General features: G+C 52.2%; 9 protein-coding genes. 7 read left to right on the plus strand and 2 right to left on the minus strand.

All coding sequences use genetic code 11. The features are described from left to right. Positions 1 to 69: 69 nt before the first annotated feature. Entirely contained in the window at positions 70 to 1,086 is a 1,017-nt protein-coding gene (rssB, locus tag MFP24_RS23095) for a two-component system response regulator RssB (RefSeq protein WP_249232338.1), read from the plus strand. Positions 1,087 to 1,287: 201 nt separating this feature from the next. Next, positions 1,288 to 2,199 (plus strand): UTP--glucose-1-phosphate uridylyltransferase GalU, encoded by a 912-nt coding sequence (gene galU, locus MFP24_RS23100; protein ID WP_249232337.1) that lies wholly within the window; start codon positions 1,288 to 1,290, stop codon positions 2,197 to 2,199. A gap of 137 nt (positions 2,200 to 2,336) precedes the next feature. Here galU and hns read toward each other — a convergent pair whose 3' ends face one another. After that, complete coding sequence (hns, locus tag MFP24_RS23105) at positions 2,337 to 2,744, minus strand: histone-like nucleoid-structuring protein H-NS (RefSeq protein WP_009112886.1); 408 nt, start codon at positions 2,742 to 2,744, stop codon at positions 2,337 to 2,339. A 393-nt stretch (positions 2,745 to 3,137) separates the two neighbouring features. Here hns and MFP24_RS23110 point away from each other — a divergent pair, with 393 nt between their 5' ends. Continuing rightward, positions 3,138 to 3,734, plus strand: coding sequence for a thymidine kinase (locus MFP24_RS23110; RefSeq protein WP_249232336.1), 597 nt, complete (start codon positions 3,138 to 3,140; stop codon positions 3,732 to 3,734). Positions 3,735 to 3,884: 150 nt separating this feature from the next. Here MFP24_RS23110 and adhE read toward each other — a convergent pair whose 3' ends face one another. Further along, on the minus strand, positions 3,885 to 6,575 hold the full coding sequence (gene adhE / locus MFP24_RS23115; protein WP_249232335.1) for a bifunctional acetaldehyde-CoA/alcohol dehydrogenase: 2,691 nt from the start codon (positions 6,573 to 6,575) through the stop codon (positions 3,885 to 3,887). An 810-nt stretch (positions 6,576 to 7,385) separates the two neighbouring features. Here adhE and oppA (MFP24_RS23120) point away from each other — a divergent pair. The 4 genes from oppA (MFP24_RS23120) to oppC all read left to right on the plus strand — a co-directional run bounded on the left by oppA (MFP24_RS23120) (position 7,386) and on the right by oppC (position 12,677). Beyond that, positions 7,386 to 9,023, plus strand: a complete 1,638-nt coding sequence (oppA, locus tag MFP24_RS23120; RefSeq protein WP_249232334.1) for an oligopeptide ABC transporter substrate-binding protein OppA — start codon at positions 7,386 to 7,388, stop codon at positions 9,021 to 9,023. A 107-nt stretch (positions 9,024 to 9,130) separates the two neighbouring features. Next, positions 9,131 to 10,768 carry an oligopeptide ABC transporter substrate-binding protein OppA gene (gene oppA / locus MFP24_RS23125; RefSeq protein ID WP_249232333.1) on the plus strand — a complete coding sequence of 546 codons (1,638 nt, stop codon included), beginning with the start codon at positions 9,131 to 9,133 and terminating at the stop codon, positions 10,766 to 10,768. 63 nt (positions 10,769 to 10,831) lie between these two features. Beyond that, positions 10,832 to 11,752 carry an oligopeptide ABC transporter permease OppB gene (gene oppB, locus MFP24_RS23130; RefSeq protein ID WP_249232332.1) on the plus strand — a complete coding sequence of 307 codons (921 nt, stop codon included), beginning with the start codon at positions 10,832 to 10,834 and terminating at the stop codon, positions 11,750 to 11,752. 16 nt (positions 11,753 to 11,768) lie between these two features. Then, a complete protein-coding gene (gene oppC, locus MFP24_RS23135) occupies positions 11,769 to 12,677 on the plus strand; it encodes an oligopeptide ABC transporter permease OppC (RefSeq protein WP_249232331.1) in 909 nt (302 codons plus the stop codon). Positions 12,678 to 12,684: the final 7 nt, after the last annotated feature.

Here is a 12,684-nt window from a genome sequence, read left to right on the forward strand (position 1 = left end):
GTCAGACGTTATAAGCCCTGGCGTTAACGCAAATCTGGACAATGAAGAGTTTGAAGTAAGGGGCAACTGATGGAACAACCGTTGGCGGGTAAACATATTTTGGTTATCGAGGATGAAGCCGTTTTCCGCTCGGTGCTTTCCGGTTATCTGACTTCGCTTGGCGCCGCCGTTTTGGAGGCTATCCATGGTCTGGAGGCGTTAAGCGTTTTGGAGCATCATCATCCTGATTTAATCATCTGCGATCTGAAAATGCCGATGATGGGCGGCATTGAGTTCCTCGAACATTTGCGCTTAAAAGATAACAATACCCCGATACTGGTGATATCCGCGACCAGCCAAATGGCCGATGTGGCGAAAGTTCTGCGGCTTGGCGTGCAGGATGTACTGCTCAAGCCCATTCGTGACTATGCTCGCTTGCGTGAGTCGGTTATGTCATGTCTGTATCCGGATATGTTTACGTCGCCGTCAAATGAGCTTGAACAGTTAATGCTGGATATGGATTCGCTTAATCAGTCGCCCGAAACCGTTACAAAGCTGCTGGCGCAACTGCAGCCGCCGGTGCAGCAAACGCTTGCGCGTTGCCGAATAAATTACCGCCAGCTCACCGTTGCCGAGCAACCGGGACTGGTGCTGGATATTGCCGCGCTCTCTGAAGACGATCTGGCGTTCTATTGTCTGGATGTTACCCAGGCGGTAAACAATAACGGCACGCTGGCCGCCTTATTGCTCCGTACGCTGTTCAACGGGGTGCTTCAGGAGCATCTGGCGAATCAGCAGCACCGTTTGCCTCATTTGCCGATGTTATTAAAACAGGTCAATCAACTGCTGCGCCAGGCAAGCCTGGAAGGACGTTTTCCCCTGTTGGTTGGCTATTATCATCGGGAATTAAAACAGCTGATACTGATTTCCGCCGGTTTAAATGCCACGCTGAACGTCAATGAGCGTCAGATCGCGCTGAATAGCGGCGTGCCGTTGGGAACGCTTGATGAAGCCTACCTCAATCAGTTAAACCATCATTGCGATGCCTGGCAGTGTCAGATATGGGGAGTCGGGGGGCGTTTACGGCTAATGCTTGCTACAGAATAGTCTGATAGCTGGCATGTTTACTCTCTTCAGGCGGCGTTCGGCTTCCGTTATTATTTTTTATTTTCTACTATGTAACCTGTTACCTTATTTTTTATTGAACGCCACGGTGGGCAAGCGTGGCCCGGCTAAACTGGTATACTTATCCTGTTTTAGGCCAGACAAATAAAGTTCATTATTTGAACGATATATAAGAGGTTGTTTATGTCGATTTTTAATAAAAAAGTAAAAAAAGCGGTTATCCCGGTAGCGGGGTTGGGAACGCGCATGTTGCCCGCCACCAAGGCTATTCCCAAAGAGATGCTGCCGTTGGTAGATAAACCGCTAATTCAATATGTTGTCAATGAGTGTATCGCTGCGGGAATCAATGAAATAATTCTGGTCACCCACTCATCAAAGAATTCCATCGAGAACCATTTCGATACCAGCTTTGAGCTGGAAGCCATGCTGGAAAAACGTGTTCAACGTCAGTTGCTGGAAGAAGTTCAATCTATTTGTCCGAAGCACGTTACCATTATGCAGGTTCGTCAGGGGCTGGCTAAAGGATTAGGGCACGCCGTATTATGCGCGCATCCATTAGTGGGTGATGAACCGGTGGCGGTTATTTTGCCGGACGTGATTATTGATGAATATGAATCGGATCTGCGGAAAGATAATCTGAGCGAAATGTTGCAACGTTTTTCTGAAACCGGGCATAGCCAGATTATGGTTGAGCCGGTTGAGAATGTTAGCAGCTATGGCGTAGTAGACTGCAAAGGGGTGGAATTAAAACCCGGTGATAGCGCGCCGATGGTCGGCGTAGTAGAAAAGCCGAAGGCCTCTGAAGCGCCATCTAATTTAGCCGTTGTCGGCCGTTATGTTCTTTCGGCTGAAATTTGGTCCCTGTTGGAAAAAACCCCGCCGGGGGCGGGCAATGAAATTCAGTTAACGGACTCCATCGCCATGTTAATGGAAAAAGAAACGGTGGAAGCGTATCACCTGAAGGGCGTTAGCCATGATTGCGGCAACAAACTCGGGTATATGCAGGCTTTCGTGGAATATGGCCTGCGCCATGATAGCCTGGGTGGCGAACTCACCCAATGGCTGCAGGAAACTATTGAAGCGGAAGAAAAATAATATTCGGCAAACGCGGCTCTCTGTTTTATTACCCAAGGCGGAGAGCATAAAATTTCATCGACATACTGCTTTTTTGCACAAAAAAAACCCTTGATGGAAATCAAGGGTATTTGCGTTTTGTGTTATCCGAAAAAGGATTAGAGCAGGAAATCGTCTAAAGATTTACCTTGTTCTTCGATCGCTTTTTTGATTACCGCCGGAGTGCGGCCCTGGCCGGTCCAGGTTTTTACTTCGCCGTTCTCGTCGGTATATTGATATTTGGCAGGGCGGGCGGCGCGCTTGCTTTTACCGGCTACTTTGACTGAACCTAAAGATTGTAATAGCTCGTTAGGGTCAATACCGTCTGCAATCAACATATCGCGATACTGCTGTAATTTACGTGCGCGTTCTTCAACTTCTGCCTGAACCTGGCTTTCTTCTTCGCGGCGCTCATTTACCACGACTTCCAGTTTCTCCAGCATTTCTTCCAAAGTGTCCAGACTACATTCTCTTGCCTGGGCACGCAGAGTACGGATGTTGTTTAGAATCTTTAGTGCTTCGCTCATTGTGATAATCTCAAATTTATATTATTGGTGGCGTGTATGTAGTGTGATAATAGAGTGCTATTTTCTTTTCTGCAATAGTCAAATTTGTAAGTTTGTTAAAAATTGCCATTTTAAAACGGATATCACACTCGGTGTTACAGGAATATAAAAACCCACACCGCGCTAAAAATACATTTAATCCGTCATTTTTTCAACGCCCATCTGCTCGATAAGATATTGCGCTCCGGTCTGCCTTATAAGGAATGTTTATATCTTTTATCCCATCGCGTCTATCAATAGCGCTAACCCGGCGAGTTTGCGCAAGTAATAGTCCGTTGCATGCACTAACGTCGAGTTGTTACAATAAATTTTTAGCGCATGCGTGATATAGCCTCTCTTTTGGAGCATCCGGGTATGGCTCAACTTTATTTTTATTATTCAGCAATGAATGCAGGGAAATCCACCGCGCTATTACAGTCGGCATATAACTATCAGGAACGAGGTATGCGGGCGCTGGTTTTCACCGCAGAAATAGATAACCGGGATGGGGTGGGGGTGGTCAGTTCGCGTATCGGCCTTTCTTCTCCGGCGCTATTGTTTAATCCGCGGACATCGCTATTTAACCTGCTGGCGAAAGAACACCGTAGCCAGCCGATTCATTGCGTATTAATTGATGAATGCCAGTTCTTGACGCGCGAACAGGTTAGCGAGCTTTGCGACGTGGTGGACCAATTGGATATCCCGGTATTGTGTTATGGCTTGCGCACGGATTTCCGCGCCGAGCTGTTTTCGGGCAGCCACTACTTATTAGCCTGGGCGGATAAGCTGATTGAACTCAAAACGATTTGCCATTGCGGCCGTAAAGCGAACCGCGTATTACGGCTCGACGCGCAGGGGAATCCTCTTCATGAAGGGGAACAGGTGGTTATCGGCGGTAATGAAAGCTATGTTTCCGTTTGCCGCAAGCATTATAAGATTGCGTTAGGATTGGTCAGAGGTGAAATCGAATAAGGGCGGCTATGGGCGAAAAAATACCCTGGCGGTATAACCGTCAGGGTATCGGAGCGTTGACAACGTAGCCATGCGCAATAGCGAAATCCAAATCCGTCATTCCCGCAGATCCCCGCCTGCGCGGGGATGACGAGGATGATTGGCAATGGGTTAGCTAGTCACTTTTTTGGCTTGCTTCGCCGCTTTTGCTGCGGGAGCAGGTGCGGCAGCGACTTCGGCAGTCTCTTTGGTATGTTCCGAGAACTTGCGTCCGTAATAGGTATCCAGCAGGATCTGTTTCAGCTCTGAAATCAGCGGATAGCGCGGGTTGGCGCCGGTACACTGGTCGTCGAAGGCGTCTTCGGACAGTTTGTCCACTTTCGCCAGGAAATCGGCTTCCTGTACGCCGGCTTCACGGATAGACGTCGGAATACCCAGGTCCGCCTTGATTTCATCCAGCCACTTCAGCAATTTCTCGATCTTCTGCGCGGTGCGGTCGCCCGGCGCCGACAGGCCCAGATGGTCGGCGATTTCGGCATAGCGACGGCGCGCCTGCGGACGGTCGTATTGACTGAAGGTGGTTTGCTTGGTCGGGTTGTCGTTGGCGTTATAGCGGATAACGTTGGCGATCAACATGGCGTTGGCCAGGCCGTGCGGGATATGGAATTCCGAGCCCAGTTTATGCGCCATCGAGTGACAGACGCCCAGGAAGGCGTTGGCAAACGCGATACCCGCAATGGTGGCGGCGTTATGTACCCGTTCACGCGCTACAGGATTCCTGGCGCCCTCATGATAGCTGGCCGGCAGGTTTTCTTTCAGCAGTTTCAGCGCCTGCAGGGCCTGACCGTCCGAATATTCATTCGCCAGTACGGAAACATAGGCTTCCAGCGCGTGGGTGACGGCGTCCAGCCCGCCGAAGGCACACAGCGATTTCGGCATATTCATCACCAGATTGGCGTCGACAATCGCCATATCCGGGGTTAATGCGTAGTCGGCCAATGGATATTTCTGGCCTGTCGCATCGTCGGTCACCACGGCGAACGGCGTGACTTCGGAGCCGGTGCCGGAGGTGGTGGTAACGGCGATCATCTTGGCTTTCACGCCCATTTTCGGGAACTTGTAGATACGCTTACGGATGTCCATAAAGCGCAGCGCCAGTTCTTCAAAATGCGTATCCGGGTGTTCGTACATCACCCACATGATTTTCGCCGCATCCATCGGGGAACCGCCGCCCAGCGCAATGATGACGTCCGGTTTAAAGGAGTTCATCTGTTCCGCGCCTTTACGCACGATGCTCAGGGTGGGGTCCGCTTCCACTTCGAAGAATACTTCGGTTTCCAGCCCCTGACGTTTCAGTACGTCGCTGATCTGGTCGACATAGCCGTTATTGAACAGGAAACGGTCAGTCACGATAAACGCGCGTTTCGCTCCGTCGGAAGCGACCTCTTCCAGCGCGATCGGTAATGAGCCGCGACGGAAATAGATTGATTTGGGAAGTTTATGCCACAACATGTTTTCTGCTCGCTTGGCTACCGTTTTCTTGTTGATCAGGTGCTTCGGACCGACGTTTTCCGAGATGGAGTTGCCACCCCAGGAACCGCAGCCCAGCGTCAGGGAAGGGGCGAGTTTAAAGTTATACAGATCGCCGATCCCGCCTTGTGAAGCCGGGGTGTTGATCAGGATACGGGCGGTTTTCATCATATCGCCGAAGTGGTTCACGCGATCTGTCTGGTTGTCCTGGTCGGTATACAGACAGGATGTGTGGCCGATACCCCCCATCGCCACCAGTTTTTCCGCCTTGAGCACGGCATCGTTAAAGTCGGTGGCGCGATACATCGCCAGCGTCGGCGACAGCTTCTCATGAGCGAAGGGTTCGGTTTCGTCAACCGCAGTCACTTCGCCGATCAGCACCTTGGTGTTCGCCGGCACGGTAATACCCGCCAGTTCGGCGATTTTCGCCGCCGGTTGACCGACAATCGCCGCGTTCAGCGCGCCGTTTTTCAGCAAAATAGCCTGCACTGCCTGCAAATCTTTGCCTTTCAGCATATAAGCGCCATGGGAGGCAAAGCGTTCACGGACGGCGTTATAAACGCTGTCGACCACGATCACGGATTGTTCCGAGGCGCAAATCACGCCGTTATCGAAGGTTTTCGACATCAGGATGGATGCGACGGCGCGCTTGATATCCGCGGTTTCGTCGATAACAACCGGCGTGTTGCCCGCGCCTACGCCGATGGCCGGTTTACCGGAGCTGTATGCGGCTTTGACCATGCCCGGTCCGCCCGTCGCCAGAATCAGGTTGATATCCGGGTGGTGCATTAATTGATTGGAGAGTTCGACGGAAGGCTGGTCGATCCAGCCGATGATATCTTTCGGCGCACCGGCGGCGATAGCCGCCTGCAACACGATATCCGCCGCTTTGTTGGTGGCGTTTTTTGCCCGCGGATGCGGGGAAAAGATAATGCCGTTACGGGTTTTCAGACTGATCAGGGCTTTAAAAATCGCGGTGGAAGTGGGGTTGGTGGTCGGCACGATACCGCAAATCAGACCGATGGGTTCGGCAATGGTAATGGTGCCGAATGCGTCGTCGGTGGAGAGGATGCCACAGGTTTTTTCATCCTGATAGGCGTTGTAAATGTACTCGGAAGCAAAGTGGTTTTTAATCACTTTATCTTCCACAATCCCCATCCCGGATTCGGCGACCGCCATCTTCGCCAAGGGGATCCGGGCGTCGGAAGCAGCCAGTGCGGCTGCCCGGAAGATTCTGTCGACTTGTTCCTGAGTAAAATTGGCAAATTCATGCTGTGCCTTTTTTACTCTTGCGACCAGTGCGTTAAGTTCAGCGACATTGGTTACGGCCATAATGCTCTCCTGATAATGTTAAACTCTTTCAGTCAATGGTCTGCTCAGTAAGAAGTATAGATAAACGGACGCGTATCCGTGCCCGGGCAACCAAACTTGAGGTTCCATCAACTCTCTTCTATATTCATTGACTCAAAGAGCTTGTTCACAGTATGGCAACAGACAAACCCGCGGTGGTTTGTTGGCGTAACTGGATAAGTGACAGCATACCCGCCTAAGACTATTTTTTTTGTGATCTCCATCTAGTTTTTCTCATGCTGACTCCTTTCAGCAAGGTGTTTTTGAGAATGATTCTCATCTTTATTGGTGAGCCGCTCATCTTTTCTTCATTTTATTTTTGCATAAATAATACTTATGTCTCAGGGCGTGTTTGTATTCTGGCGTTATCACTTTATCGTGACCCGTATCCCTTTCTACCATGTCTGCTTATGTGTTATTTTGTGAAATTAATGACATTCATCACATTGCGAAATGGGGTTGCGACGATCGGCCTTATTGGCGTTACTTTGTGCACCGGTCGATTTGGTGCGCTTATCGCCGGTAATCGGCAACGTTTCCTGTTTGTGTTATTCAGTGACTTTTCTAACGGATATGAAACCGATCGTCATGCATATTAAAAATATTGACGGTGGCTGCGCTTTTTAATTGCTTCAGGCCACATTAGTTGGCAATGCTTATTGATGAATTTTTCTTATTTATCATGCGAGTGGGATATAGGTTATAACACTTCGCGTTTTGGGTACGCACAGGGTTTAGGTGTGTCTGTGAATGACCGGTTATATCGCAGTATGAAAACAGGGCGGATAAATGATGGAAAAGAACACAACGAAAAAAAGCGTTGTCGCCGGAATGATGGCGACGCTGGTTATGGCGTCATGTGCCAACGGATGGGCGGCGGAGGTTCCTCCCGGGGTGGAGCTGGCGCAAGAGCAGACCCTGGTGCGCAATAACGGCGCGGAAGTCTCCTCGCTGGATCCCCATAAGATAGAAGGGGTGCCCGAGGCCAATGTGGCGCGCGATCTGTATGAAGGATTGGTGATTTCAGACGCCAACGGGCATCCGATACCCGGCGTGGCCGCAAGCTGGGACAGTAAGGATTTTAAAGTATGGACTTTCCATCTGCGCAAGGACGCGCGCTGGTCGAATGGCGAGCCGGTCACCGCGCAGGACTTCGTCTACAGCTGGCGGCGCCTGGCCGATCCGCAAACCGCTTCCCCTTACTCCAGCTATCTGCAATACGGCCATCTGCTGAATATCGACGACATCATCGCCGGCAAGCAGAGTCCGGAAACCCTGGGGGTAAAAGCGCTGGACGATCATACGCTGGAAGTGACGCTCAGCGAGGCGGTTCCCTATTTTTACAAGCTGCTGATTCATTCCTCCCTGTCTCCGGTGAATAAAACGGTGGCGGAGAAGTTTGGCGACAAGTGGACCCAGCCGGAGAACTGGGTGGGGAATGGCGCCTATAAACTGGCGTCCTGGGTGGTGAATGAAAGAATCGTGCTGGCGCGCAATCCGCAATACTGGGATAACGCCGCTACCGTGATTAACCAGGTGACCTACCTGCCGATCGCATCCGAAGTGACCGACGTCAATCGCTACCGGGCCGGGGAAATTGATATTACCAATAACAAACTGCCCATTGAGCTGTTCCAGAAGGTAAAGAAAGAGATCCCGCAGGAAGTGAAGGTAAATCCTTATTTATGCACCTACTACTATGAAATCAACAACCAAAAGCCGCCGTTTAACGACGTACGGGTAAGAACCGCGCTGCGCCTGGGGCTGAGCCAGGATATTTTAACCAATAAGGTTAAAAATCAGGGGGATATTCCCGCTTATGGTTTTGTGCCGCCCTACACCGACGGCATAACCTCGGCGCCGCCGGCGTGGTTTGGCTGGCCGCAGGAGAAGCGCAATCAGCAAGCGAGAAAACTGCTGGCGGAGGCGGGGTATAGCGCGCAGAAACCGCTGACCTTTAGTTTGTTGTATAACTCGTCCGACTTGCATAAAAAGCTGGCGATAGCCGCGGCCTCCCTCTGGAAACAGAATATCGGCGTGAACGTAAAACTGGAAAATCAGGAGTGGAAAACCTTCCTGGATACCCGCCATCAGGGCGGTTTTGATGTCGCCCGCGCCGGCTGGTGCGCCGATTACAATGAACCCACCTCGTTTTTGAATATGATGCTGTCGGACAGCAGCAACAATACCGCCCATTATAAGAGCGCCGAATTTGACGGCCTGATAACGCAGGCGGTTCAGGCCGCGACGGATGCGTCGCGGGCCGCGCTATATCAGCAGGCTGAATCGCAATTGGATCGGGACGCCGTCATCATTCCCGTGTATTACTACTCCAATATCCGGTTGGTAAAACCGTACGTCGGCGGGATTACCGGTAAAGATCCGTTGGACAATCTGCGGGTCAAAGACCTTTATATTATCAGGCACTGACCAACGAGCCGGCTTTCAGCTCAAGGCAAGAGTCTGAAAACCGTCAGCGGCACGGGATTCACAATCCGCATGCCGGATGGGGACCACAAACAGGACAGGAGAGGCTAATGGCACAGATTACAACAAAAATAAGCGTGGCCGCGGGCATTATCGCGCTGCTTGGCGTTGGGGCGGGCGGTCCGGCCTGGAGCGCCACGGTGCCCGCCGGCGTCGAGCTGGCGGAAAAGCAGGAGCTGGTGCGTAATAACGGCGCCGAAGTGGCGTCGCTGGATCCCCATAAGATAGAAGGGGTGCCCGAATCCAATGTGCTGCACGATTTGATGGAAGGGCTGGTGATAACCGACGTCAACGGCAAGGTGATCCCCGGCGTGGCGGAAAGCTGGGATAATAACCAGTTCCGGGTGTGGACCTTTCATCTGCGCAAGGACGCGCGCTGGTCGAATGGCGAGCCGGTCACCGCGCAGGACTTCGTCTACAGCTGGCGGCGCCTGGCCGATCCGCAAACCGCTTCCCCTTACTCCAGCTATCTGCAATACGGCCATCTGCTGAATATCGACGACATCATCGCCGGCAAGCAGAGTCCGGAAACCCTGGGGGTAAAAGCGCTGGACGATCATACGCTGGAAGTGACGCTCAGCGAGGCGGTTCCCTATTTCTACAAACTGCCTATTTATGTCGCGCTGTCGCCGATAAACAAAACCGCGGTGGAGACGTTCGGCGAAAAGTGGACGCAGCCGGAGAACTGGGTGGGGAACGGCGCCTATCAGCTGAAAGAGTGGGTGGTGAATGAAAAAATCGTGCTGGCGCGCAACCCGCAGTACTGGGATAACGTCCACACGGTGATTAACCAGGTTACCTATTTGCCCATTGCCTCCGAAGTCACCGACGTTAACCGCTATCGCAGCGGTGAAATCGATATGACTTATAACAACCTGCCGATAGAGCTGTTCCAGAAATTAAAGAAAGAGATCCCGCAGGAGGTAAAGGTCAACCCCTATCTGTGCACCTACTACTTTGAAATCAACAATCAGAAGGCGCCGTTTGACGACGTGCGGGTAAGAACCGCGCTGCGCCTGGGGCTGAGCCAGGATATTTTAACCAATAAGGTCAAAAATCAGGGGGATATTCCCGCGTATGGGTTTGTGCCGCCCTATATCGACGGCATCATCTCCGTGCGGCCGGAGTGGGTAAGCTGGCCGCAGGAAAAACGCAATGAGGAAGCGAGAAAACTGCTGGCGGAGGCGGGGTATAGCGCGCAGAAACCGCTGACCTTCAACCTGCTGTATAACACCTCCGATTTACATAAAAAGCTGGCGATAGCCGCGGCCTCCATCTGGAAACAGAATATCGGCGTAAACGTAAAACTGGAAAATCAGGAGTGGAAAACCTTCCTGGATACCCGCCATCAGGGGAGTTTCGATGTCGCCCGCGCTTCATGGTGTGCCGATTACAATGAGGCATCCACCTTTTTCAACAGCATGCTGTCCGACAGCAGCAGTAATACCTCGCATTATAAGAGCGGCGATTTCGACGCGCTGATAGCCAGGTCGCTGCAGGTGAAAACGGAAGAAGAACGCGCCGCCGTTTATCAACAGGCCGAAGCTCTGCTGGATAAAGACGCGGTAATCGTTCCGGTTTACTATTACGCCAATACCCGGTTGGTGAAGCCGTATGTCGGCGGTTTAACCGGTAAAGATCCGATGGACAATATCTACGTAAAAGATCTTTATATTATTAAGCACTGATAATACGGCGGGTGGCGTGGCTTGGGCCGCCCGCTTTTATTGGCAGGTTTATAGGTGCGGGCAATGTTAAAATTTATTTTTCGCCGCTGTCTGGAAGCGATTCCGACGCTGTTTATTCTGATCACCATTTCATTTTTTATGATGCGCCTGGCGCCGGGCAGTCCTTTTACCGGCGAGCGCAATCTGCCTCCCGAAGTGATGGCCAATATCGAAGCCAAATATCATCTTAACGACCCGGTGATAACGCAATACGGCAACTATTTGTTGCAGTTGGCGCAGGGGGATTTCGGCCCGTCGTTTAAATACAAAGACTATTCGGTCAATGACCTGGTGGCGGCGTCGTTTCCGGTTTCCGCCAAGCTGGGCGCCGCGGCGTTTTTGCTGGCGGTGGTTTTCGGCGTCGGCGCCGGGGTGATTGCCGCATTGAATCAAAACGGCAAATGGGACTATACGGTAATGGGATTTGCCATGACCGGCGTGGTGATCCCCAGTTTTGTGGTGGCGCCGCTACTGGTGCTGATCTTCGCCATTACGCTGCGCTGGCTGCCGGGGGGCGGCTGGAATGGCGGACAGGCCAGATATATGATTTTGCCGATGGTGGCGTTGTCGCTCTCGTATATCGCCAGTATCGCGCGTATTACCCGCGGGTCGATGATTGAGGTGCTGCATTCCAATTTTATTCGCACCGCGCGCGCCAAGGGGTTGCCGCTGCGGCGCATTATTTTGCGCCATGCCTTGAAACCCGCCATGTTGCCGGTGCTCTCTTATATGGGGCCGGCGTTTGTCGGCATTATTACCGGTTCCATGGTTATCGAAACGATTTTTGGTTTACCGGGCATCGGGCAGCTTTTTGTTAATGGGGCGCTGAATCGCGATTATTCGTTGGTGCTCAGCCTGACGATTTTAGTTGGCGGATTAACGATTTTATTTAACGCGATAATTGACGTGTTATACGCCGTTATCGATCCGAAAATTCGCTACTGATCAACCGGGGGACGCTATGTTTTGGCATCGAAGAGATATTGAGGCCCTGGATAATTTCAGCGAGCAGATGGAAATCGAAGGGCGCAGCCTGTGGCAGGATGCCCGCCAGCGCTTTATCCACAATCGCGCCGCCCTGGCCAGCCTGGTTGCGCTGGGGCTGATTACGCTGTTTGTCGTCGCGGCGCCGTTGCTATCGCCGTTCAATTATGCGGATACGGATTGGGCCATGATGTCGGCGCCGCCGGATATGACGTCCGGGCACTATTTCGGCACCGACTCCTCAGGGCGCGATCTGCTGGTTCGCGTCGCCATCGGCGGGCGGATTTCGCTGATGGTGGGGGTGGCGGCCGCGCTGGTCGCCGTTAGCGTCGGCACCTTATACGGGGCGCTGTCCGGCTATCTTGGCGGTAAAACGGACTCGGTGATGATGCGTTTGCTGGAGATCCTCAACTCATTTCCGTTTATGTTTTTCGTTATTTTGCTGGTGACCTTTTTCGGGCAGAACATGCTGCTGATCTTTGTGGCGATCGGCATGGTCTCCTGGCTGGATATGGCGCGTATCGTGCGCGGGCAGACGCTCAGCCTGAAACGCAAGGAGTTTATCGAAGCGGCGATAGTTTCCGGCGTATCGACGCGCGGCATTGTCCTGCGTCACATCGTACCGAACGTGCTGGGAGTGGTGGTGGTGTACGCCTCATTGCTGGTGCCGAGCATGATCCTGTTTGAATCGTTCCTCAGCTTTCTGGGGCTGGGCACCCAGGAGCCGTTAAGCAGCTGGGGCGCGCTGTTGAATGACGGCGCCAATTCCATGGAAGTTTCTCCCTGGCTTCTGTTTTATCCCGCCGCGTTTCTGGTGGTGACGCTGTTTTGTTTTAATTTTATCGGCGACGGCCTGCGTGATGCCCTCGATCCGAAAGATCGCTGAGGAGTGG

It is taken from the genome of Brenneria tiliae, from assembly GCF_023347575.1.
GTDB lineage: Bacteria > Pseudomonadota > Gammaproteobacteria > Enterobacterales > Enterobacteriaceae > Brenneria > Brenneria corticis.